Source organism: Providencia sp. PROV182 (assembly GCF_028480325.1).
Taxonomy (GTDB): domain Bacteria; phylum Pseudomonadota; class Gammaproteobacteria; order Enterobacterales; family Enterobacteriaceae; genus Providencia; species Providencia hangzhouensis.
Map to the genome: position 1 here is coordinate 36,135 of NZ_JAMPOL010000003.1, position 26,385 is coordinate 62,519.

15 protein-coding genes are annotated in these 26,385 nt (G+C 38.3%); 6 read left to right on the forward strand and 9 right to left on the reverse strand.

Annotated features, from left to right (window positions below; genetic code table 11):
* Positions 1-88: 88 nt before the first annotated feature.
* On the reverse strand, positions 89-961 hold the full coding sequence (locus PR834_RS02140; RefSeq protein WP_272536353.1) for an EamA family transporter: 873 nt from the start codon (positions 959-961) through the stop codon (positions 89-91).
* Positions 962-1,045: 84 nt separating this feature from the next.
* On the opposite strand from PR834_RS02140, the gene PR834_RS02145 reads away from it, so the two are divergent.
* Positions 1,046-1,540: a MarR family winged helix-turn-helix transcriptional regulator gene (locus PR834_RS02145; RefSeq protein ID WP_004254353.1), complete on the forward strand. Its 495-nt coding sequence runs from the start codon at positions 1,046-1,048 to the stop codon at positions 1,538-1,540.
* Between the two features lie 47 nt (positions 1,541-1,587).
* Here the strand turns inward: PR834_RS02145 and PR834_RS02150 are convergent, their stop codons facing one another.
* The 5 genes from PR834_RS02150 to PR834_RS02170 all read right to left on the reverse strand — a co-directional run bounded on the left by PR834_RS02150 (position 1,588) and on the right by PR834_RS02170 (position 12,301).
* Positions 1,588-3,630: an SWIM zinc finger family protein gene (locus PR834_RS02150; protein ID WP_262960708.1), complete on the reverse strand. Its 2,043-nt coding sequence runs from the start codon at positions 3,628-3,630 to the stop codon at positions 1,588-1,590.
* Positions 3,627-4,781: a VWA domain-containing protein gene (locus PR834_RS02155; RefSeq protein WP_262960707.1), complete on the reverse strand. Its 1,155-nt coding sequence runs from the start codon at positions 4,779-4,781 to the stop codon at positions 3,627-3,629. The genes PR834_RS02150 and PR834_RS02155 overlap by 4 nt, the downstream gene beginning before the upstream one ends.
* The gene (locus PR834_RS02160) at positions 4,781-7,327 is read right to left on the reverse strand and encodes a DUF5682 family protein (protein WP_262960706.1); all 2,547 of its coding nucleotides are present in this window, start codon (positions 7,325-7,327) and stop codon (positions 4,781-4,783) included. Before PR834_RS02160 ends, PR834_RS02155 begins: the two co-directional genes overlap by 1 nt.
* A gap of 105 nt (positions 7,328-7,432) precedes the next feature.
* On the reverse strand, positions 7,433-8,542 hold the full coding sequence (locus PR834_RS02165; RefSeq protein ID WP_112307106.1) for an ATP-binding protein: 1,110 nt from the start codon (positions 8,540-8,542) through the stop codon (positions 7,433-7,435).
* Positions 8,543-8,566: 24 nt separating this feature from the next.
* Positions 8,567-12,301 (reverse strand): DUF4132 domain-containing protein, encoded by a 3,735-nt coding sequence (locus tag PR834_RS02170; protein ID WP_272536354.1) that lies wholly within the window; start codon positions 12,299-12,301, stop codon positions 8,567-8,569.
* 361 nt (positions 12,302-12,662) lie between these two features.
* Here PR834_RS02170 and PR834_RS02175 point away from each other — a divergent pair, with 361 nt between their 5' ends.
* The 3 genes from PR834_RS02175 to PR834_RS02185 all read left to right on the forward strand — a co-directional run bounded on the left by PR834_RS02175 (position 12,663) and on the right by PR834_RS02185 (position 14,792).
* Complete coding sequence (locus PR834_RS02175) at positions 12,663-13,052, forward strand: RidA family protein (RefSeq protein ID WP_047757265.1); 390 nt, start codon at positions 12,663-12,665, stop codon at positions 13,050-13,052.
* Between the two features lie 26 nt (positions 13,053-13,078).
* Positions 13,079-14,044, forward strand: coding sequence for a threo-3-hydroxy-L-aspartate ammonia-lyase (locus PR834_RS02180; RefSeq protein ID WP_112307104.1), 966 nt, complete (start codon positions 13,079-13,081; stop codon positions 14,042-14,044).
* 118 nt (positions 14,045-14,162) lie between these two features.
* Complete coding sequence (locus PR834_RS02185) at positions 14,163-14,792, forward strand: helix-turn-helix transcriptional regulator (RefSeq protein ID WP_181487878.1); 630 nt, start codon at positions 14,163-14,165, stop codon at positions 14,790-14,792.
* Here the strand turns inward: PR834_RS02185 and PR834_RS02190 are convergent.
* Positions 14,789-15,325 carry a metallophosphoesterase gene (locus PR834_RS02190; protein WP_112307102.1) on the reverse strand — a complete coding sequence of 179 codons (537 nt, stop codon included), beginning with the start codon at positions 15,323-15,325 and terminating at the stop codon, positions 14,789-14,791. The two genes, PR834_RS02185 and PR834_RS02190, sit on opposite strands and share 4 nt — an antisense overlap.
* Before the next feature lie 242 nt (positions 15,326-15,567).
* On the opposite strand from PR834_RS02190, the gene PR834_RS02195 reads away from it, so the two are divergent.
* On the forward strand, positions 15,568-16,449 hold the full coding sequence (locus tag PR834_RS02195; RefSeq protein WP_112307101.1) for an alpha/beta fold hydrolase: 882 nt from the start codon (positions 15,568-15,570) through the stop codon (positions 16,447-16,449).
* A 40-nt stretch (positions 16,450-16,489) separates the two neighbouring features.
* Here PR834_RS02195 and PR834_RS02200 read toward each other — a convergent pair whose 3' ends face one another.
* Together PR834_RS02200 and PR834_RS02205 are read right to left on the reverse strand one after the other, a co-directional pair.
* Positions 16,490-17,374: a DUF362 domain-containing protein gene (locus tag PR834_RS02200; RefSeq protein ID WP_140172155.1), complete on the reverse strand. Its 885-nt coding sequence runs from the start codon at positions 17,372-17,374 to the stop codon at positions 16,490-16,492.
* Positions 17,375-17,565: 191 nt separating this feature from the next.
* Positions 17,566-24,885, reverse strand: coding sequence for a C80 family cysteine peptidase (locus PR834_RS02205; protein WP_272536355.1), 7,320 nt, complete (start codon positions 24,883-24,885; stop codon positions 17,566-17,568).
* 251 nt (positions 24,886-25,136) lie between these two features.
* Here PR834_RS02205 and PR834_RS02210 point away from each other — a divergent pair, with 251 nt between their 5' ends.
* Entirely contained in the window at positions 25,137-26,294 is a 1,158-nt protein-coding gene (locus PR834_RS02210) for an iron-containing alcohol dehydrogenase (protein ID WP_272536356.1), read from the forward strand.
* Positions 26,295-26,385 lie beyond the last annotated feature (91 nt).

The following is a 26,385-nucleotide window of genomic DNA, read 5'->3' on the forward strand; positions in this document are numbered from 1 at the left end:
TTTTATAATCCAAGTGAAGACTCTAATGGATATTAACACAGGAAAAAAGGTTGCTTAGCACAACAAATAAGCAACCATCAAAATACCTTTAACGTTGATAAGCTAAAGTGACTTTTCTTGTTTCCGCTCGTTGGCTCGCCCACACACTGAGTAAAATGACAACCATACCAATAAATTGCAAGGTGCTAAGTTGTTGATTGAGATAAAACCACCCTAAAACCACCGCACTCACAGGGCTTAAGAAACTCAGTGACGCAACTGAACTTGGGCCTAATATTGCAAGCCCACGGAACCATAAAGCGTAAGTCAATGCTCCACCAATAAGCGTTAGATACCCCAACCCGATTAAATTTAATGAACTTAACGGTGGCAAAGCCGGCTCAAACACAATGGCAAATGGTAATAAAACTAAGCCTCCCGCAGTTAATTGCCATGAAGTAAAGGTTAAAGCGCTCACTGGTGGCTGCCAGCGGCGACTCAAAACCGTCCCTGCGGCCATTGAAAATGCGCCTGCTAACCCTGCAACAATGCCTAGAGGGTCTAAGGCGGCATTCGGTGTTAAAAGTAATATTGCTACCCCGAATACCCCCGCTATTGATGCGATAATGGATACCGCTGATAACCGATTATTTAACAACCAGTAGCTTAGAAATAGTACAATTAATGGCTGTACGGCGCCAACCGTTGCAGCTACACCACCAGGTAAGCGATACGCAGCAATAAACAGTAACCACCAAAATAAAGAAAAATTTAAAACACCTAATATCACCACACGTAACCACCAAATACCCTCGGGAAGTTTTCGCAGCACGAGTATCAATAGTAACCCTGCGGGTAAAGCGCGCAATACCGCCAATGTTAATGGTATCCCTGCGGGTAACATTTCTGTTGTCACTAAGTATGTGCTCCCCCATACAATCGGTGCCAATGCAGTCAATCCTAAAACTGTTATACGACCCATATTTCTACTCTCTTAATTTATCTTGACCTCAAGATATGTGTATTTTACCTTGACGTCAAGATAAATAACCGCCATTATTTACCTATGGATAGAATAGATAAAATCACTCAACAGTGGGAAAGAGAACGCCCTGACCTCGATATTAGCCCAATGGGATTAATTGGTCGGTTGGGTAATGTCGCGTACCACTTAACTCGGGAAATGGAAAAGGTCTTCGCTCAGTTTGGTCTTAACCGTTCAAGTTTTGATGTGCTTGCAACTTTGCGCCGTGCAGGAGCCCCCTATACGCTAAGCCCAGGGGAAATGCTCTCAACGTTGATGGTTACATCGGGGACAATGACTAACCGAATAGACCAATTAGAAAAAGCGGGGTTAGTCATCCGCCATACCAACCCGGATGATGGCCGCGGTTTTTTGGTTTCATTAACAACTGAAGGCTTAACGCTAATCAACCAACTTATTGAAGTACATACACAAAACCAAGCTCGCCTCGTTGCTAAATTGTCACCACAAGAGCAACAAGCATTGAATCAGTTATTGCGAACATTCTTAGCGTCATTTGAGCCTAATGAAAAATAACACGCTGTCTTGAGAATAATACGAGGGGGAAATATCTCCCCCTCGTATTATTCATTGAATTGAAAAGGCAATGGCATTTGTAACCTTTCAAAACGGTCACATAAATAAACTAACTGTAATAGTACTTGGGGTTGTAAGTCACTGGAGGTAATCAATGGCTTAAACTGATTAGCCAACCAAAGAGCCCCCAAATCCTCAAGCGTTCTAATGACATACGCGATTTCATTTTGTTGAGTTTGGGATAAACATTGCCTTCCTGTACACGCTTGCGTTTCTAGTACTGAAAGTATCGGCCGAACAAGCTGGCTAGCTAACGTTAATTCAGGCACAAAAGCTTGGCTTTTTTGCTGTTTTTTCGCCATATATTCGATAATTTTATTAAAAAAACCGGAACGTTGCTTCTTACGTGGTGTACTTTCAAAGTCTAAGTAGAACAACTCAATGCTGTGTTCTTTTTTTAACCATAGCGTTTTAGGTACCAACTGAATCGCCTCTTGCGAATGATTTACCTGCACCGTAACAGCACAAATTGGCCATTGCTGTTTTGTAATAAAACGCAATTCTTCAATTTTATGGTCATCACTCCCTTGCCAGTTTAACCGTAAAAATGCTCGGTTTTTTTGTGAGTCAGTCACCGCCCATAAGACACATTGTTCTGTTTCATCCCAATAGAGTGGCTCATAGTCATCAATATGCAATAAAACGGGGGAAAACCTGTTGTCTTGTGTGAGTGTTGGCAACTCATTCGCCGCTAACTGCCAATCGGTATAACCAAAATCAGCTTTAATGTTAAGGTAATCATTGGTTGTTATCCCATTTTCTTGACTGCTAACGGCATAGCTTTCGCCAGTGGCTGATAATTTACCTTCCTCTGATACCCGTGGTGAATGCAATTTAAAGGGAGTTTTCATCAAACTCTCGGCGGTATGTTTCCATAACGCCAATGTTTGCCAAACATTTTGTCGATTAAACGTTGGGTCAAGGTTATTACTACGACCTTGCGTGCATTGAATGATTTTTTTATTTTGTCGATCCCAAAAGCTCAATGTAGCACCAATCGCACCACTTTCGGTTTTCCACCAATTTGCATCGATAGGCAATAAATCAAATTCCATGGGGTGATTGCTATACTGCCGTCTTTGCAACCCTTTGAGCTCAATAAGCTGATGTTCATTTGCTACTGATAATTGATGCAAATAAGCTGATATTTCAGCTATCAACCGTAAAACTTGCCCTTCATCCATTGTAAAGTGCTTATCAGCTAACCGCCTGACTTGCTGGCTAAGGCGTCTCATATAATTGGCTAAGCGAGGCAACCCTTCCGCACGCGCTGACATATTCAGTAATTGCAACTGGCTAGCACTGCTTTGGCTAATATGCGATAGCCCTTGTCGTAACATATCCTGAATGAATTGTTCTATTGAACTCATCACCATTTTATCATCTTGGCTAAGCACCTGTTGATGAGTTTGACTTGCGGTTAGTTCCTCAGGCCAACGCCACTCTTGGCCATGCTGAAGCATTAATTTTGCAATAATAGCAAGATGAACCGCATTTTTTTGTTTTTCGGGTAGTGATGAAATCATGCCCTGCAAACCACTACCACGCATATAAATAATTGGCTCATCATATTCTGGTAGAATGATTTTTAACTGGTTCGATTGCGCTTCATAAACTAATTCTTTTTCTTGCCACTCCTGTATAAATCTAAACGCTAAACGCATATCAGGCTTAGAAGCTTGCTTGAATAGGCTTTCTGGTAACAATGCTAATAATTCGCTTAGCACCGTTTCACTGGCTATCGGCTCCGCTGAATCAATTTCTGTGGTTGCATTCGATTGTACCCACAAAACGGCCGCTAAAATGTGTTTACAGCACCCTGTTGCTGGGCAATCACAAGTGGCTTTTTGGATCCCTTGTGCATCTAAAGAAACACGTTGCCCATCACTCGTGAATGTTCCAGCGTCTAAGTCTGTTGGGTTAACTTTTTGGTTTTCAACGTCTTTACGTGCACGTCGAAGTAACCCCACATTCGCAAATACGGCTAATGCATCGTCGTCATACTGTAAGTAACTGTTTTGCCAGCTCATTGCATGACCTCTGCTAACCATTGTGCAAAATGTTCCGGTGTTAATGCCGCAACATGCATCCCTCTATCAGCAAGTTTTTGGGCAATGTCAGGATCATAAACGGGCAGTGCCTCATCATCCAACGCCGCTAGACCCAATAACTTCACTTGTTGGCTATGTAGGCGTTGTGTGCAGTTGAGTAAATGATTGAGGGCGCCCCCCTCTTCAAAATCACTGATTAAGCTAATCACGGTACGTTTTGGGTTGCGGATTAAACTTTCGCAATATTGCATAGCTTTAGCGATATCCGTTCCGCCCCCCAATTGCACAGTCATTAACACTTCAACAGGATCATGAGCAAGGTGGCTTAAATCAACCACTTGAGTATCAAAAATCACTAAAGATACACGTACTGTCGGTAATGCCGCTAATATACTCGCGCATACAGCCGCATACATAATAGAGCTCGCCATTGAGCCACTCTGGTCCACACACAGGATCACATCCCACGGTAAGTGTTGTTGTTGACGAGAATTAAAATGAGGCGTTTTTATCACTAACCGTTGATTTTGTTTATCATAATTCTTTAAGTTGGCAGCAATAGTTCCTCGCCAATCAAAATTACGGCTGTTTGGGGCCAGTGAGCGTCGAAAACGATTACGCCGCCCTGTTAATGCATGACGAAATTGGTTACGCATTTGACTCAAAATATCATCCACCACTTTGCGTATAATATTTTTGACAGCATCACGGGTTTCTTCGTTCATCTTCCCGCGTAGGCTTAACAACGCTTTTGCGAGAGATTTTGTTGGCTCCATGGCATTTAGCGCTTGTGGGTCCTTTAATAAGCTACTGATCTCATAACGTTCTAATGCTTGGGATTGCATTCGCTCAAAGGTACTATTGGGGAACAATTTACGCGCTTGGTTTAACCAATTAACCGCCGTTAATTGAGAAGCATCTAAGGAACCATGGCGCCCAGCTTCTTGCTTTAAACCTCGGCGTTGGTATTCCCGACGATATAAAAAGTCCAAAGAGCGTTCTATTTTTAACTCTTCAGCACTAAAGACGGCCTGACCAAGTGCATTATCGGCATATTGCCCAAGTATTAAACGCCAGCGCTTAGCCAATTTAAGCTGTTCAGGGGTTAATATGACATTTTTCTGACTCATTATTTGCCTTCCTGAGTGCTAATAAGCCAATTTTGCAACCCCAGTTCAAGCAGCTGGCCTTGTAACTGTTGTTCGAGTTGAATCACTTGCATCATTTGTTGTTCATTAAATTCTGTTTGGTGCAATGTGAGCTCTTTTGCCTCAATCGCTAAGTCTTGTGCCACATATTGTGCCATTTGTGCATTTTGTTTTGGTGTTAGCTGGCTAAACGCAAACCGTAAATCAGGTAAAACCTGAATAAAACGCCCTTCATCCCATTCACTAAGCAACTGATTTAACATATCAATGAGTAATGGTATACGTAAGATCAACTCAGGTGCAGTTCGCATCACACCAATAAAATAGCCAATTGCCATTTCGGGATCACTACCAGTGCTGAACGCGCGTTTAATTTCCTCTATCAAGATGGTTTCATCAATTTTCGCCCCAAGGTAACGCAAAGCATCCACTGCACCTTTTAAAAGAGGCGCATGGTTTAACTGCCCTTCACAGCGGTCTAATTCATGATAAAAATCGATGCTATAATCATGATTTTTATTAATTTCAGGCATAAAAGTGATTAATTCACGACAAGCAAGTAATGCTGAAAAATGGTGTTCCTGCTGCTGTTCATCCCCTTGTGTAATTTGTGCAAAACAATAAAACGCTTGTTGCAACAGGGCATCTAAACGTGATTCGATAGCAAAACCATCTTCAATATCAAAGAATTGGCGCCCTCGCCACAGATGAACAAGCTTATGACCACAAGCTATCAAGGATTCAAACTTTGCATCCTGTTGAATATAGCCATCCAACAAAGAAAACAATGCAGGCATCCGTTGATGCAGCCCAATTAATGCAGCCTGCATAAGTAATGCGACCGCACTTTGGCTTGAACGACTAACGCCTTGCTGTTCTAGGTTTCTTTCCATTTCAAACAAACGGTTTAGCGCGATAGTTTTTAATTGTGTTCCTTGTTCCGATAAGGCAATCAATTCCCCTTCAACATTGGGCGTCCACGCGTATTGCCACTCTTCAAACAATAAATCCATTTGGTTACCAGACAAAAAGTTTGGCCCAGACAGATGCTTCGCAAAATGGATATCAAGAAATGCTAATAAATGTAGGAATCGGCTACGCGCACGATGTTGTTGATTACGATAGACATCTAAGCGACTCACTTTACTTAAGGTGTCATCAAGCTTGAAACGAAAACTTTTTGCCATTTCATAAGTTTCAGTGACCAACGGAGGCGTTGCTGTCCCTTTGGGGATTTTCCCGAGTAAAAAGCCAGAGAAACAGGTTTTTATTTCCTGCCAAAGCTCAATTTGGCTTTCATCTAAGCTACCTTTGATAAAAACACTTTGTAACCCATCTAACAGATCATATCGCCCAGGTCCGGCATGCCCACGAAAGGCAGCAAGACGAATGCTTTGCTCTGCGGCCAGTTTAACCGATAAAAAACCAGGAGCAGCTTCAAATTGCTTTTCACGTAAAACATGCGCAACTTTAGAAAGATAGGCAACACCTAGACGATTTCGATAAGCTTGCGTAGGCTGGTTATCTCCCGCCATCTGCGCTTGGCGTTGTTGTAACAATGACAACCATGATTGTTGGTAAAATGCAGGGGACGGCATTCCTGATGCATAGCCATTTAATGCATCGAGTTTGTCATAGCTATAGCGAATGAACCAAGCCTTGTCTTGTTCACCCAGTTTTTGCTGTTGGATAAACGTTTTTTGTTGTGCCGCAGAAAGCTTAAATTGTTGTTTGTGAGCCACTTCCAACCCTTCAAGAAGAGCAAGGGTATGGAAGCCCCCCGTTACCACCACAATTTTAGCCTGTGGATGTTGGGCTTTAATGGTTTGGATATGTGCTTGCATATATTGCTCACGCTGTATAGAACCTTCTGACTCAAGGACTTGGGGTTCATAATCAAGTCGTGCCAATGCACACCATATAAAGCTGTCCATAGAAAATGCAGGCCAATCTGCCAGTTGTTCAATCGTTCTTAATTCAAAAATTTGTTCCCATAATTCATCATGGTCACGGCAACCACTTTTCTTCGCAAGCTGGCTAATAAATAAGCTATGTACTAAGTAACGCTCTTTCTGCAAACTTTGAGATTGCATATCATTAGCTTCGTCTTCATTAACTTGCGCTGTCCATGGTAAGTCAATAAAACGTAGCTGGGCTTGGTATTGCTGACCTATTTGTAAAGCCTGCCATTCAGGGGAATACTCACAGAATGGGAAATAGGCAGAGCGAGTGACAGCGTCACTTTTATCATCTGTCTGTGTCGGTTTTAATTCTGTTTGCGCCATAATGGCGACGGGTGGCTGGGTATCATGATGTAATAAGCTCGTCAGTAGTTCATTAAAACTATCAGGTCCCTCGATTAAAACATAGTCAGGTTTGATTTGTTCAATCAAAGACAGCGTGCTGTATGCACATGCGGGACTATGATGCCGAATAGGTGCAAAGTAGATACCGGCTGATTCAAGTTGTTGCCTGTCGTGTAATGCATTTTCAATGCGTTCTGGTAAAGATATAGATAGCAAGCTCACCGCTGATTTCCCTAAGGGTTATTCGCCTTGAATGGCCTTTGCTGATTTAATCATCGTGACAATAAGTGGGTAGAACCATAGCGGCTCTACCCTTGTTATGAAAACTTATTGCCAAAATGCCCTCGATGCATCAAAAAAAGCTTTCCAGTCTTGGCTATGTTTTGCCCTTTCTCTCGCGACATTATCAATGTAATAACGCATCCGTTTAATATCATCAGGGTTATCTTTTAAAACCACACCGATGAGCTGCCGTGCAACTGCTCCTGCATTGAGCGTACCATCGCCTAAGTAATGGGCTTCAAGAGCACATGCATAAGCAATATTAACGGCCTCGGCTGTCGACATAACCGCGTCTGGCGTTTTAATATTGCCTCCATCTTTAGTATTTCCTGAGCGCAATTCTTGAAATGTCGTAACCAACAGCTCGATCACGTTGCTTGGGATTGTCACTTGACCGTTCAGGTCAGCTAACTCTGTAGCTAATTGCTTATTAATCAGTTCAATTTCAAATGCAGGGTCTTGGATTGGCCGCACGGTTTCAAAATTAAATCGGCGTTTTAGTGCTGATGACATCTCATGAACACCGCGATCACGCAAGTTCGCTGTACCAATTAAATTAAAGCCTTGTTTCGCGCTGATCCGTGCATTGTCTTTCATTTCAGGGATCATCATTTGCTTTTCTGACATCAAGCTCACCAGCACATCTTGTATTTCAGGGGGGCAGCGTGTGATCTCTTCAAAACGCACAATTTTACCTTCTTGCATACCTTGGTATAACGGCGAACTAACCAGTGCTTTCTCCGTCGGGCCTTCCGCCAATAGCAATGCATAATTCCATGAGTACTTAATGTGATCTTCTGTTGTGCCTGCGGTTCCTTGAATGGTTAAACCTGAATCACCACTAATTGCAGCAGCTAATAATTCAGATAACATGGATTTTGCCGTCCCGGGTTCCCCTACTAGCATTAGTCCTTGCTTACCTAATAACGTCACAATTGCACGGTCAACCAAAGCATCATCACCGAAGAACTTTGCAGAAATATTGAGTGATTCATCACCTAAAATAAATTGCCTAACGGCACGAGGTGAACGCAGCCACCCTTGTGGTTTCGGGTTTTGTTTATCCGCTTCGGTTAAACGTGCCAATTCATCGGCAAAACGAATTTCTGCGCTTTCACGCAGAACATTCCCTTGTGTTGTTTTATTTTTAGTCATTCCAAAATCCTACGTTAAACCCGCTTACCAAGGTGTTTTCTTTTCCCACTCAGGGTCAAAACCTGCACACGCATCCGCAACTTTTAAATAATCCGCATAGCTTTCAGCTAATAAAATAGGCGGGATATCTTTTAACTCGATATAACTGCGGTTCCATGAGCTTTGTTGTGATTTTTCAAAGCTTAGTGAAAATAAGACGGCTGGGATATTTTCCTCTGGCACATAGCTACCACTAAACTCGATATAGACATAAAAACCTAAACTAGCGAAATGTTTTGCATAATGGGTAAAACTTCCACCATCTTCCGCTTGCCCACGTTGGTAACCCATTTTCGTCAAGACGCCACGCAAGGTATAGGTGTCGGTTAACCACCCTTTACGGTCTTCAATTTCAGTTAATTTCAGATCCAGATCAGGGACTTTATGTTCCATTTGTGAAAATAAAAATTTCACTTTGTAATCTTTAAAGTGCGTTATCCACGCTTTTCGCTCATCTTCACTGACCAATGCAGCATGGGCTAATTTGATATAAGAATCAGTGGATAACGTGATTTCATCGTCATCTAAATTTAATAAACTGCCATCGTCTGATGGACGAAATACATTTAGAATGTTGTTGTCTTTCGTTTCTATCCAAACTAATTTTTCGATAAGCCCACGCATCACTGGGTGTGCTTGAATATATTCCTGCCAGTCTGCCGTTGTCCAAAGGCGCTCTGCACACATCGCTTCGTACAAACGTGCAGTTTGTAGTTCAATCACTTGCTTGAGCTCTTTTTTACTCGCAGTAAATAGTTTTTTAGATTCTTTAGCTAATTCTTCATTGTCTGTTTTGCGTGCAGCAGGTAATGCTTTGATTTCTTTACCTTCAGGATTAAACAAAACGAGTTTTTGCTGTGCGTCCAGTTTCGCGGTAAACGTGCGGTCACCGTATTCAAGTGCCAAGATACCTGTTTCATCCATTCCGGCTGTCGGTATCGTTCTATCTGCGAGTTCATCTGCGCTCCAACCATTACGTTCAGCAATTTGAGCAACAAGCCCGCGTGCTTTTTCCTGAACTGACGCGGTACGATAACGACGAGAAAGAGACAATAATAGTTGGATAATCAGTGGGTCATTACTCGTTGCAACCGCATCAATCATGGCTTCAATTTGTGCACGGCGCTGGTAGTGATCACGCATATAGTTACGCAATGTGGTCACGGCAAGATGCCCTTCAATGCCACAGATCAGGGCTAACATTCCTTTATCACTAATAGCGGAACCTAAATAACGGCGCAGAACTTCATTTTTTATCTCATTAAATGTCTGTTCTAAAGTATAGTTTTCATACTGACTATAATATTCAGGCCAGCGTTTCACCCAATCTTGATAATTAGCTAAGCGTTTTGGCGCATCACGTTCTGCTTCCGCCATTGCCATTTCTAATGACGGCCCAGCAATATCTTGGCCGATAAAGCTATTTAAAATAAAACTGCCTAGTTTCTTTTGGCTCTCCACCGAAAGCAAACCAATATAACGTTGTAGCAGCCCATTCCCTGCTGGCATTTTTAATTTAACCGCTAGGATCACCCACCAGCGAATAATATCTGCTTCTACGGGTTTATTATTTTGCCAAGTTAATGCCGGCAAAGAATCTAGGTTAAACCATGCCATACTGGCAGGCGCTTTCGCTTTTAGCCCTTTTTGCGCTTCAGCTAATAACACTTTAGGTGCAAGGTAACCAGAAATATCTTCCCCAAATTGTTCCAAAGCGGTTAATAAGGCCGCCCGCACAACTTCCCGTTTTTCTTTCTTTAATAAGGCGTAGAGTGGTTTTAATGAATCTGGATTATTTAAGCGTGCCAGCCATTCAATGGCAGTGACACGAATTTCTTGTTTGCCTGATTCTAACCCTTCTGCTGCATTAAGATGAATATTCGGTAATGTCTCTAGTAGTTTCTGCGCACTCAGACGATGGGTTTTATTTTCCCCTAGGGCCAACTCCATAATACGTGGAATAAATCGCGCAGGAATGGTCGGCAACATTGCAAGCACATCAATTCCACTCGCCGCATCATATTCTTGGTAATAGCGCTGAGTTTCTTGTTGAGGGATTAAACCCAATGCTTCTGCAATAAAATCTGGATGTTGAATGAAAAACGGCCAAACTTGTGCTGGCTGGTTAAAAATGGCTAACCCATTGGCATATGAGCGTAAGCAAAGGTCTGCAATCAACCGTGTTGCGTTTTTAAAATGACATTGTGTTAACGTTTTTTCTAATTGGCGCAATTCTATTTGCCCAAGAATTCTTGGTGGAACTTCCCGAGTAAGATGATAATGGGATAAATGTTCTTCATTTGTTCGGTTATGGCTAATCAGACGTAATGCATGGAATAACGTAAACTCAGGCAAGTTAGTAATACGTTCTTTAAATTTCACCACGCTATATTCATGGTCAGTAATAATTTCTTTACCTGAATTCAGTTTATCAATCACTTTGCAACAAGCTTGCGCATTGAGTTTTTGGAATTCTTTGTAATGGCGTTGCGCCCAATTGTAGCTGTGCTTCTGTTTCTTATTTTCTTCAATTTCATTTTCTGCATTTTCTTTTGCTTTTTGCAGCATTTCATTGAAATTATTAACTAAAATTTCTTTTGCACTTTCAGGCAGTGGTGTATCTTCTAATTCAACGAGTTCAGGTAACTCAGTCTCTTCAACTTGGCTGGCAGTATCCATGACTGAGAATCTCGAAATCGCACTTTCAATACTTTTAAGTACCGTTTTATTGGTTTCAGTTGTTAGTGCAGCTTCTAATATCTCACGGTGTTCCCCTATACGGGCAAATAAATCCGCGGCTTGGGTACGCTGTTTTGGTGTTCCCTCTGTTAGAATTTTTGTTAAATGTTGTGTGACCGATTGCGCAGGTAAAATTGCCATTGTCGGTTCCGCAGCCGCACGTACTGTTTTTAAAGAACTAGTAGCAAAAGCAACTAATATATCTGCGAAAAGCGTATAAAGCTCAACATCTTTCTTCAAAGTGTTGATTAATTGAATTTGCCCAGCAGCGGATAAATGATTGGCTAATGTATGCTTAATAAATGCTTGCTCTGCGATTAAATACGCTTTGAAACCTGGAATGGAAAATAGCCGATTTAAGTTATCATAATGATAATCGGATAAATGATGACGGTCGAAAATAATATATAAAATAGTGTTAGCCGGTTTATCAGTTTCTTTTGCGATGATTTCCGTTAATAGGTCAAAATGCCAATGTTTTCGATGTTCTAACTTAGTATCTCGCGAATTATCATAGGTTTTTGCAAAAGCATCGCCCATTAAATAACTCATCCATGACGGTAATTCAGGTGTTAATACTTTGATATTGATATCTTGGCATGCCGCCGCTAACACTTTAGCAAAACGGGCTATCTGTGATGCAGTAATGCCATCACCCACTTTTGAATATAATTTATGCCTTGCGTTTGCCCCTTGGCGAATTAATTTATTATATTGGCTCGAGTTAAAGTTATTTCCCCCCCACCACCAATCTACGGTGCCAGGTTTATCGAGTAAAATAACCGCTTTTTCGTTATCTAATTGGCTTAGTTGAACCAATACTTCTGGCGATTTTCCATCTAGCACATACTCTAAAACAGTTTTAGGCAATGCTTCATCTAATACTGACAAAGGCAAAAGCGCTTCTTGTAAATATTGTTCTGCAACAGGTGATTCTTTTTTCCCAAAAATTGAAAGAAGATTAAATGTGAACTTCGCCATGTGATATCCCTAAAAGTATTTATATAACAACTTCTTATCATTTTAATGATATCGTCACAATTTGATTATTCTTAATCATTTTTAATTAAGATATATCGCTCAATCTGCCCTGCCAATTTAAATTCTGCCTATAGGAATATCCCAGTAGATTTACTCTTGATAATTAACTTTTGCCCAGTAAATAATTTAATTAACTGTCTTATATCTCTATTTTTCTTTTTATTATGTTGATGGCAATTTTGATAACAGTTTGTTGTTATTTACATCAAATTTATTTCGCGAAGAAAAGCGTTGACTAAACACATAATCTAATATTAGACTAAAAATCCAATCAAGGTATTTTATGCATAATGAGGTAAATATGAGTCAACGGATTGAGTGTGTGAATGCACCGACACTCATTGCCCCCAAAGGGCATTATTCACACTGTGTTACTGCCAATGGTTTGGTTTTTATCTCAGGACAATTACCCGTTGATAAGCTCGGCAATGCGGTGATTGACGTGTCATTCCAAGAGCAAGCCTTGCTTGTGCTTGATAATTTACAAGCATGTTTAGATGCCGTTAACTGTAGTAAAGCACAGTTGGTTCAAGTCCGAGTTTATATCGCAGATATGGAAAATTGGCCGTTATTTAACCAAGTTTATGCTAATTGGATAGGTGACCATCGCCCAGCCCGTGCTGTCGCAGGTGTTGCTGAACTGCATTTTGGTGCAGCCTTAGAAATTGAAGCCGTTGCAGTGTCTGCTTAATTAATTATTATTCATTGGGGTTATATATGTCAGAATTAATATTACCGACTTATCAAGATGTGGAAGCAGCTGCACGACGCATTGCGGGTTTTGCGCATAAAACCCCTGTTCTCACATCAACCACCGCAAATAAAGAATTTGGGGGTGAACTGTTTTTTAAATGCGAAAACTTCCAGCGTATGGGGGCTTTTAAATTTCGTGGAGCCTTTAATGCCTTGAGCTTGTTAAGTCCCGAGCAGAAAAAAGCAGGCGTTATTGCATTTTCTTCTGGTAACCATGCGCAAGGTATCGCTTTAGCCGCGCAACTTTTGCGCATTCCAGCCACCATTCTCATGCCCAACGATGCACCTGCGGTGAAAGTGGCTGCTACACAAGGTTACGGAGCCACCGTTATCCGCTTTGATCGTTATAAAGAAGATAGAGAAATACTTTGCCAGCAACTCGCAGCCCAACAGGGGTTAACCATTATTCCACCTTATGATCACCCTGATATCATCTCTGGCCAAGGCACAGCAGCCAAAGAACTGATTGAAGAAGTGGGTGAATTAGATGCCCTATTCGTTTGCTTAGGTGGAGGAGGTTTACTCTCAGGGTGTGCCATTGCAACCAGAGAATTATCGCCTAATTGCCAAATTTATGGGGTTGAACCTTTAGCGGGCAATGATGCACAACAATCATTTCGTCGAGGGGAAATTGTACATATAGACACGCCAAAAACTATCGCAGACGGTGCCCAAACCCAACATCTAGGTAACTACACCTTTGCAGTAATCAAAAATAAGGTTGATGATATTTTCACTGTAACCGATGAACAGCTAATTGACCGCATGAAATTTTATGCAGAGCGCATGAAAATTATCGTTGAGCCGACAGGTTGCTTGTCCTATGCTGCTGCCCTTGCCCACAAAGAACAGTTCCAAGGTAAGCGCGTGGGGATCATTGTCAGCGGTGGCAATGTTGATATTCAGCACTTTGCACAATTAGTTTCATAAGTAGCTAACTAGTTTTATAAAGAATTAGTTTCATAATGATCACCACCCTTCATCTATTAGCAATACGAAAAATAGGTTAAAATTAGGGATTAACGCTTGATAGATGAAGGGAAATTGCATGTCAGATCAAAAAAATAATTCATTACTGGCTCAAGTTGAAATTATTGCAAAAGGTCTTAGTGAAACATTCGCCCCTTTTTGTGAGGTTGTTGTACACGACCTTAAAAATCCAGAGCACTCAATCCTGTCGATTCATAATAACTTATCTGGTCGCCAAGTTGGTGAGCCGACTACCGAACTCGGCCATGCAAGAATTGAATCTGAAGATTTTCCGAACATCATAGCCAATTATACCAACCAATTTTCCGATGGGCGCCCAGTAAAAAGTACTTCGATTGGTATTAAAGATGAGTCAGGGAAATATATCGCAGCATTATGCTTAAATCTGGATATGACGTTATTTAGAAGTATGCAAAGTATGTTATCGCAATTTATTGACGTGGGAAATAGCCCAATAAAAGAGCATATTGAGCCTAATGGGACCGAAGCGATTCGCATACGTATTGACCAATATGCAGCAGCCTTAGCAGCAACCCCACGCACATTGAAAGCGGACGAAAGAAAAAACTTAATTGAAGTGCTACGCAATGAAGGCCTGTTAGATGTGAAAAAATCCATGGAAACGGTGGCACAGCACTTAGGAATATCAAGGGCTTCAGTTTATTTGTATGCCAAAAAAGAAAGTTAACTATTTGCCTTTCTTAATATCTGTTTAACACTGATAGGGAAAAAATCATTCACATCTACGCCGACATTAATGGCTCGGGGCCCTAATACCGCTAAACGCTTAAACTGCTCAGGGTCTTTACCTGAATTATGAACATGTCCATATAAATGAATCGCATCACGGAAGAAGCCTTGCCATTCTAATATTGGGTAATGGAATAACACTAATTTCTGTTTTTGATATTCCAACTCATAATAGCTTTTAACCCATTCAAACAACGATTGGTCGAATTCAGGGTCGTCTAAAAATTTATCATGATTGCCGCGGATCAAATATTTTTTCCCCGCTAAACGGCGTAATATTTTATTGGCATCCGCACCACTACCCTTGTATAAAAAATCACCTAGTATGTAAATCTCATCATGATCAGTAACATACGCATTCCAGTTATGAATTAATGTATCATTCATGTGACTGGTGCTTTTAAACGGGCGATCACATAGGTTAATAATGTTCGAATGGCAAAAATGGGTATCTGAAATAAAGTAAATCATATAAAACCTAAAAATATATTAATAATTATTCTACTCAAGCAAACGATTTGCTTGCTAGCTATCATATCTCAATGATTTTTAATTGCTTTACAGAATTGACTGAAAAACAGATTTATATTGCATTGCCATGGTATATTTCAATTATATCATAGGTAATCATTGCCATTTTTTATGGCTCGCAATTACAACGAAACTACGGCATATAAATAGTTCTATTTATTAATAACAATTCCGGAAGAAAAATGACCGAAACCAATTCAGTTCCACTTTTTTACGATTCATTTGGTACACCAGATAATCCCACCATTGTTCTGATCCCTGGCTTAGGTGGCCATAACATTAGTTGGACGTCAGACTTTTGTCAGGAGATTGCAGATGCCGGTTTTTATCTCTTACGTATAGATAACCGTGATGCGGGTTTATCTCATCATATCAATGAGTTCCCACCTATTGATTTAGGGGTATTGATTGAAAAAATGCAAAAAGGTGAACCTTTCGCGATCCCTTATACTTTATTCGATATGGCTGAGGATATTATCCACCTCTTGGATACATTATCTATTGATAAAGCCCACGTTATCGGCCGTTCCATGGGCGGAATGATAGCACAAATAGTGGCTGCAAAGTTTCCTGAGCGTACACTCTCTCTTTGCGCGATCATGTCATCAACAGGGAACCCAGCACTGCCACAAAGCGCTCCCGATGTTATGCAAATGCTGATGAGCCCAAGTGCTAACCCAAAAGAAGATTTAGAAGGGTATTTATCAGGACAGCTTGCGTTTTATCGCCGGATCAGCTCAACGTTTGGCCCATTTGATGAAAATTATTATCGTGAATATATACTGCAGTCACTCACACGCAATCATTCACCGGAAGGAACAAAACGCCAAATTGTTGCTGTTGCCGTCACCGGAGATCTGCGTCCTTATATTCAGCAAATCAACGTCCCTGCATTGGTTATTCACGGTTCAATTGATCCGCTCTTTCCTTTAGCTGCAGGAAAAGACATTGCTGACAATATTCCTAATGCAAAATTGGAGATTATTGACGGTATGGGCCATGAAACGCCACCAATGATTAATCCACTAATCGCTAAATTGATAATTAATCACTTAAATCAATAAATTAACATACTAAGGCTCTAAAAATGAGCCTTAGTCATCCTTATAACCAACCTTGTTTCTTATGCTGTGCACAAATTGGACAAATATGGGTATTTTCTTCCCAAGAAGAAAAAGGTAAATGGCAGGTATGACACTGCGCATCATAATAATGGAAGATTTTCGGCACGTTATTTTTAGCTGTATAGCTTTGTACATGAATAGATTTAGGAAAACAAACGACTTGGCAACTCATACAACCAGTACAACGTTTTTCATCTATCAAAAATTGGTTATTTTCAATTTCTATCGCATGCTCATCACACATCTTGGCACAAGCGCCACAAAGAATGCATTTTTCCGTGTCTAGTTCGACCTTAAACCAGCTATCTTCAGGGTAAAATTGTTTTCTTGCATTTAATCCTGTTTTCACCTGCCCCTTATCTAACGGCTTTGAATCCAATTTTTGACGAAATAGCATCATCCGACGACCGCTATCGACTTGTTCAGGCTGAACAATACGTAATTGCCAAATAGGTTCTTGTAATGTTTTGAGTTTTAAATTTAATGCCGCAATCGTTGGCAACCATTTATCAACCCAGGGTTCAGCGATTTGCATACCTCGAATGCCATATTGCCGGTGCCAAACAATCAGTTCGTCCGCATTAGCAATCGGCTCATCATGGTTTACTATCAAGAATTCCCCTTGATAACTACGTTCATGGGGTTTGATATTTTCGATGGCATCTACAGGGCAAGCAAATAAACAATTACCACATTGAAAACATAATTCATTATTAATTTCTGCATCCATATGGCTAAACGATACCGCCCCCACAGGACAACTGGTGGCACAATTATCACAGATGCTATTTTTCAGGCGTTTTCTTACGCACTGACCGTTAATTATGGGTTCAGGAGGCAGCTCTAAACTAATAAAACGTCTCATTGCTCTACACTCTCCCGTTACAACAAAAATAACTTATTTAAAAATTGTTATATTTAATAGTTAAATTCTAGCATTAATTTTTACACTATTTTAGTACAACACTCTGTAGATAAAGATGATTTGGGCTAAATAATTACTTAAAAACCACAAAACTCTCTGTATTTTGGAGCCTTGTGGTTTACGCATCCTTTCTAACTCGCTTTTTTCATATAATTATCAACAAGGTTGGTGGGCTCCCAATTCTTCTGTAAATATTCAATATCCTGAATACCAATACAGTTTTCTTCGTCTTGTAGGCGTAGTGTCGCTAACGTCTCCACTAAATGATTCAATTTTTGTTGGGTAGAATGCTCATTTTGCCCCTCTAAAGACTGCACATGAACTACAGTGGGAGCTATCGTATTCGGATACTGAAATATTTTCACACTACGTCCCTGATCTGAAGTATAAATATATCGAGTTGCATTACTTCGGTGGTCAGGTTCTTCTCGAATAACGTTCTTATTAAAATTAATGAGGTAAATCGTGTTTTCACCGCCAAGGCTATACAACGAATTCCAGCCTACAATTTCGCCATTGATAATAAAACTATTTTTTCCGCTAGCATCTGTTAACAACCCATTTGAACCATTAGAGATGAAGACATCATTCCCTTCACCACCATATAAATTGGTATCACTTGTTGATGCATAAAGAACATTATTTCCGTAAATACCATCTGGAATTGAAATGGCTCCAGTTACCGCTTGCGCTTTAAATACCCGCCCGACCCCACTTCTATCCCAAACTTTTTGTTCTGGTCCCCTTGTCCGAATAAACAAGCGCCTAAATGGTGTATTTTCACTAATATGTATATTTTTTGTCTTTGTATCAAGAATTGATGAAAAGCTTAACTCGTTAGAAAAATTTTTAAACTCATCCATAGGGTGCCAAATCTGTTCTGGCGCTAATTCTCTTTTATATTGGCACTGTTCAGCAAGGTAGCGAACTAAATGTGCCATACCATCATTATGAATATGGACTGGCATATGGGAGGGTAACCGCTGATGATGATAAACTTGATTATTGCTATTTTTATTATTTTGGGGCATTTTTACTTTGACTGTGCGCAAATTAGATTGCGATGTGTAAAAATGATAAGTCTCTCCCCGTTCGTCTATGACCTCATACTGTGCTTTAAAATTAAATAAATGAATGTTATTAAATCCAACTTGATCTAATATTTCTGTATTACCGCCCCCTTTACTTCCATCAATTAAATAGTGGTCATCCCCTCCTTGTCCATCAAGTTTGTCATTACCCAAGTCAGATAGAATTAAATCACTATTTTCACCACCATATACATAATCATCACCGTTACCTCCATACAAAACATTCACTCCTCCATTTGAAATAATAATATCATTACCTTCCCCTGAATTTATGATATTTCCTATCATGCTGTTGTCTTCAATTAGGTCATCACCATTGTTTGTATCTAGAATAGGATAACGAAAATTATATCCCTTAGGAATTTTTATGTAATCATCATTTACTGTTGGTAATTCCAAACACTCAATTGGTTCAATGTTATGAGAATCCTGCCCCATTTTTATCCTAAACAAATTTCCATGACCGTCTTTAATGTAAATTTCTTTACTTATTGGATATGATAAATTAATGAAGCTAATTTCAATTTTTTCATTACTGAATTTATCATATAAAAATATTGATGTTCCCAGTGCCTTGATATCAAATCCATTCTCATAAGGTAATAAAATGGTCATATCAAACTCATCTTCCATTTCTGGTTTAATATTTGAAAAATCAAAAATTATTTTACCTTGAAAAATCTGATCTGGGTTAACTTGATAAACATCTCTTCCTTTAGTAACCATGATATGACTGTTTCTACTGACCATTAAAAGGTGGTCATCATTACTCTCTCCTTTATATTCTAACTTACTCGCTAACCCATGAAATTTAAAATCTCCCCATAAAGGTTGATCATATATTTCATTATCAACTGAAATTGTTTTTTCACTCTCATCGATACTTATTGTAGAGCTAGCGCCTCCCTGATAAGTAATATTAAAAATATTTTCACTTATAATGTGTGAAGCACTTGAATCCAAATGGTTTAGCTTAGTATTTAATACAAATCCGTCCTTTGTATATAATTGATATCTATGAAATATTTCCCTACCATTATTATCTATTTTATACGTGTTTTTTAAAGTAACATTCAGTGTTAAAACTTTCGTTTCTGACTCTGCCGATTTTATTTCAATATTTAATATGAGATCATTACCAGAAATACTGGCATCCTTTATTTCGCTTAACATATACCCTAAATTTACTCGGCTTTGGCCTTGTGTATTTTCAATAATTACAGCTGATAATTCTAATAAATTATCATTTAATTCATCTTGATTATTGTGCCAATCAACACGACGTAGAAAATAACTATCATTACCTTCTCCACCATTGACTATCCCTGATTCAAATATTAATTGATCATCCCCCTCCATACCTTGAATAAATGCAGTCATTGCCCCTGCATCTAATGTGTTGGATTCTTTATTACCTAATAATTCTGCTGTCGTAGAGATATCTCCAATTAGCATCACATCATTAACATTGCGCAAATGAATCGTCTTAACTTTATGATTAATGAAGGCCACCTCTGACGTTCCCTTGTTCAAATCGATATCTATTTTACTGTTGGATGGAATGTCTTTAATGATTATACTATTATTCCCTCCATTACCATCAAAATAAATTTCGTTAATTTCTTCAATGTTATTATCAAATAATAATGATAAATTTGTAATATCATCTTTTTCGCCGCCTACGAGAAACTTACTCCCTGCATTGATGTTAAATAAATTTTTTGAATTTTTTTTCCCAACGATAATATCTATTCCATTCCCTGGGTTAAAACTAATATTTTTTTGCTTTGCTTCATTTTCATATCGGTAACCAATATTTTGCATGCCTTCATAAATAACCCTAGGCTTCTCACTTAATAATTCTCTTGCAATATCAATAGGCTGGTTTAAAAATTCATTCCCTAGTCTATTCACTCTGATATCATTATTTATATCAGGGTGAATCGTATTGGTATAATTATTTCTGGCCTGGAATAGCCGTAACTCTGATGCTGATAATGAACTTAGTTGTGTAGCAACCGACTGTTTTTTCTTTATGTTATAAAAAGTAGTTAGTTCGTTTTTATGTAAAAATTGTTTTAGTAATAAGCTATCATACTCAGGATTAAGTACAATAATGTCATTGGCAACCTCCTCGCCAATATTTTTATAAGCGATAGGAGCCGTTTTATTCACTAGTCTAAAACGATAATTAAAGTTCAGTTCATTGACCCTTTGTGTTTGAAAGCTTTTTACCCAACGATTATCTTGAGAGTCATAATGATAATTTTCCCGAATAAAATTAATTTGCTCGATGGTATAGTAAGGCCCTATTTCATCACTATCAATATGACTAAGAGGTCCACGGTTATCCACACCAGCAAACTCTGCACTACTAATTATTTTTGAGTTATTTCTATAATAAATATAATGTTTGATATGTTCAACAAGGATCGGTTTACCAACCAATTGTAAGTGTTCATCAAAACCTTGATATAAAAATGACGACTTGAACGTATCTAAGTCTTGTTGCCAATTTATATTTTTGAAGTGTGTTAAATGCTGTTTATAACTAAATCGATTTAATATGTTGTCTGATGGAGGGAAACCAAGTGCAGCACGAATACCTTCTCTGGCTTTTTCATCCCAGCATAGAGATTCACCGAGTTCCTCTTCAATTTTTTCTACTGCGCGAATACCTGTATATACCATCCCTCCAATTAATAAGGAACCTGCAACAATTAAACCAACGACAGGTATTACCGATGAGCCAATGATTATACCAATTATAGTTACACCACCCACAATAATGTTAGCAATTGACAAAGAACCATTCACAATTAAGTCTTGGCGCTCTTTATCATTTGTAACCCTGTCTAGTTGTTCAAATGCTTCACAAGCTTGATAAATATCTAATCCCATTCCAATTAAATTAAATATAATTGTAATACGAGCTGTAATTTTTGATGATACATTAAATGACCCGGCTTGTTTGTAAGCCAGCTTAAGTAAAATGGGCTGCAAGACCATGTCCCCATAATTAAAAAATGCATTTGCACAGGCCAAATCAAGGTTTTTCTGTATTTCTCGTCTTTCTTGTTCTGATAGATTCGGATTATCTAATTCATCGATCAACTGGTAAACAGAGTTGATTGTTAGAAATATCCCTGTAGAACCAATTCCTTGCCCAAAATAATTAGCTATTTTTGCATAAGTTGGTAATTTAATACCGATGCGTCGTAAATCTTCTATAGTCTTATTCATACCAACTGGATTATCGAGTTGTGATTTCTGAATAATTTGGAGCTGTTCTTGTAGTACGGCCCTTGGTTGGATCATTGAATTAACATCAATTCGTCTTGTTATATGATCATCTTGTAAACTCTTATTAATCATTTTAATTAAATTAATGTCTTTTTCATTTTCAGTTAAAAAGGTTAACTGAAATGCTAATTTATCAGGATTAAATTTAACATTATCCTCCCAGTTTGGAAGCTGAGTATGTTTAAAATCTAATGGTTCGCTATTTATTGTAGCCCCAATATCTCTAAGTTTTTTTAATGATGTTACCTGCTCGCCAAAAATAATTTCCGAGTCATTAGTCACTGATATTTCTGATGACTTGAAAAAGGTATCCAGCTCACTCATAATGCTTTGCCGCATACTGAGGTATGCTTCACTCTCTGTATTTATGATTTGCACTTCACCAAACAAGGCTTCACCCACTTTGTGCTTAAATCCCGCAATATTTCCTCTGGTTGATACTGAGCCATCCTCTTGCGTTATTTCTTGGTTAATATAATCATTAAAAACATTAGATAAGTGTTTCTTTGCCTGATTAAATTCTGAATGGCTAATAACAAGTTCGACACCTGTCGTATCAGATAAAGTCAAAAAATACTTATCATTACGTGAATAGCTTATAATCCTATATGTTTCCTCATCACTTTTAAAAGAGATAATCTGATTATTTTCCATATTATCAAATAATAATATATGAGATTGCTCATTTATTTCATTAGAAACAGCCCCTAATAAATCAAAATTAGATTGATATATTTCATCAAATTTATTGAGCACTTCCTGCTCTTTACTGGTAATATTACTTAATTCTTTTTTCCGTGTTAGCTTGGTTAAAACTTCAAATTTTCTCTTAATTTGCAAACTTTGTTCGTCAGTTAAATTGCTATGCTGTAAAAGGCGTAAAAAGCAGATATTCTCAAATGAATGTATTTCAACTGGCAATTTATTTACTGTAACATTGAACCCCACTTTATATGATAACTGAGATAATGCTGCATAATTAGATTTTCGTTTCTCATGTAAATCTAAAGTTAATCTAAATTCTTTTTTTAATGACTTTGCGTTTCCAAATGGGGTTTCAATATCTATATAGAGGATTAAAAAATCATCCATATATTGATTATATTCTCTTAATTTTATTGGATCTTGGACTAGTTTTAAAACTTCTGCATGATTAAAGCCTTGCCCACTAGGGAATAGCTCACTCAAACGGTTTATAGACTGCTTACTTAAGTAGTTTATTTTTTCAGGTTGGAGGCTCAAAAACTCTAAAATATTTTTTACTTCAATAGCTTGCTGTTTAATCCTAGTGGTGTCATCATCAATAAATATTGAATTCCACATATGAGAGAAATCATTTTCATTCTCAGCGTCACAAATTTTATTAATTTTTTTACTGATAATGGGGTCATATGCTGCAATATTTAATTTGTTCTTATCGACACTTCCATCTTGGAATGTAAAATACCCTTTTAAATAAAGGTGTTTATTAATATCAATATGCTCTGCTAGTAAATTACCTATACTAATATCTTCGAGTAATGCTTTTATTTTATGTCTTGGTTCAAAATTATTTTCTAAAAAAATTTTAGTATATATCCCATTTATTTTTAGCTTACTCGTCAACTCCTCGCCAAAAATCGCCTTTTCTTCTTTTGTCAAAAGTGCCTTTTTATCGGTTAAATATAGAATAATATTTCCTGGCATTTTAAAAGCATATCTTGTTTTTAATACATTCAATGAGTTAGCATAGTTTTGAATAAAACCAGGTTCAGAATGAAGATTATCTATTAATATCCACTGTTGTTTAGATGCTTTTAGTAAATGTTTTATATCTCCATACTCTGAAAAAAATTCCATCGAATTCGGGTTTACCTGAAACACTAATGTATTATCGGGGGAATATTTTACTAGTTCTTCTGCATATTTTTTGCCTATAGAGCCTCTCCCTGAACGAATAATAATTTTGACAGTATCATTAAATTTCTGTGGATTAGCATTGACATCGTTTTTATTAATCATTAACCATAATGGTGTTTCTAATATTCCAACATTTTCATATTCACGAATTAGTTCACTTCTAAAATCACTATTAAATTGAGTATCTTCCGCATTTAACTTCTGTTTAAAAATAGCGTATGCATCATGATTAAAAGCCACTTTTTTAATCAAATCAATATCGATTTTATACTCATTATTTGGATCCCTAAAAATATCCATAGTAGTAGAATGGTCATCTTTGATTAATTGCCAAACTTCTAACTCACCACTTCTTAGCTCATCGATAAAATATAAACTGGCATGCTTTCCATTAATATAGCTCTGTTGGTTAGTTTGGTTAACATTAATTTCCAACCGCCAATTCTTAGTAGACTGTTTTTCCCCTGCTAAATTATATGGCCAAGTTATTTTTTTACTGTCACTCGTGACACCGATAGGTCGATTATAACCTACTACTGGAAGATATATTCCATGCTTAGCTAATTCGACACTTGCCCTAAAAACAAAGTTTTCATTTACCCCCCCGCGTCCTAATTGGCAGCCTGCCAAAACAATCTTATTAGGTGGATATACCTTCAGTACATCATTTTTAAGATACTTCAACCCTGTAATAAGTTGGTAAGCTTGGTACCCTTCAAGGTGGCTTTGCTGGTTACGTCCAGTATATTGACCATGGCCAATAACCGCCCAACGTATTTTCCCGTTAACTTGAGTTTGTAAATCACCATGTAGTACTTTCCACTGTTCATTTTTAATATCAAACTGTATAACAAGCGAATTACTAGGAAATTTTGCTAATAATCTCCCCGTTGATTTAGCTGCTGTGTCATCACCTCCGATTTGGATTAAAACATGATAATTATATGTCGAGTCACTTGTAGGCCGACTCATTAAATGATGAAAAATTGTAAGCCTTGTGAATTCATCTATAGGATTAAACCAGTTAGATATATTTTTAAGTTCGGAAGACTGCTCCCCTACTAATGGACTGCCATCTATGTGTTCCGTTAAAAATATCAAATCATCATCTTTATTAATTATTTTATCATTAGTTTTCTTATCATTTACATTTATCATCTGAGTTTTCTTTCCATGTCAAATTAAAGCCCATCTTCAACTTAACAATATTGCCACATCAGTAAAATATATAAAAAAAACAATTAAGACTAACTACAATTAACAACGCTCAATATAATTTCCCTATTAAAATATAAACCATCAAATCGATGTGATACACAATCATTTTAAGATTATATTATGTTTACTTGTAATTATATTATATGCGTGTAATTATTTGGATTCATTTCTACTTTCTACGAAGGCCATATATGAACAATTTCGAATTTTATAACCCCACTCGTATCATGTTTGGTGAAGGTAAAATCAGTGAACTTGACCGAGTTGTCCCTAAAAATGCTAAGGTTCTTATTTTATTTGGCGGTGAAAGTGCAAGAAAAACAGGAACCTTAAATGAAGTTGAGCAAGCTTTAGGATCTCGAGCATTCGATCATTTTGGTGGAATTGAGGCCAATCCTCGCTATGAAACATTGATAAAAGCTGTCGATAAAATTGAAAAAGAAAGTTTCGATTTCTTGCTGGCGGTGGGTGGTGGGTCCGTCATTGACGGTGTTAAATTTATCGCGGCAGCGGTAAATTACCCAGGCGATAAATGGGAGGTGGTCACAAATAGAGGCACGACTATAAAAACGGCGCTGCCCTTCGGTACAGTGTTAACATTACCTGCTACTGGTTCCGAAATGAACAAGGGTTCTGTAATTACTCGTGAAGAACTGCATTCTAAACTTGCTTTTATGAGCGACCATGTATTTCCTCAATTCTCTATTCTTGACCCAGTAAAAACCTATACTTTACCGACTCGCCAAATAAGTAATGGTGTTGTTGACGCTTTCGTTCATGTTATTGAACAATATTTGACTTACCCAGTGAATGCTTACGTACAAGATGCATTCGCAGAAGGCTTATTGAAAACATTAATAGAGATTGGACCTAAAGCGCTTGAGACTCCAAAAGATTATGATATTAGAGCCAATTTAATGTGGACAGCCACCTTGGCTTTAAATGGTTTAATTGGTGTTGGGGTACCACAAGACTGGTCTACTCACATGTTAGGCCATGAAATCACTGTGCTGTATGGTTTGGATCATGCACAAACACTCGCTATTGTTCTACCATCCATGCTGACGGAAAAATTAGCCCAAAAACAGGCCAAATTAGTGCAATATGCAGAACGAGTTTGGGGAATTACGTCAGGTTCTGACCAAGAGAAAGCATTAAAAGCCATTGAGTTAACTCGAGAGTTCTTTGAAAAAATGCAAGTGGGCACTCGTTTTAGTGACTACCAATTGACCCAAGAGATTATTGAACCATTAGTTAATAGCTTAGCTGCACACAATATGGTGAAATTAGGTGAGCACCAAGATATTAACTTAGATGTTAGCCGCCGCGTATATACGGCCGCTTTATAATCTCCTCCCTCTCGAAAAGGTGCAAACTTGCACCTTTTTCTTTTTTATCACCGAAAGTCCTTTTCCTTATAACTCATTTAAATTTATCGGT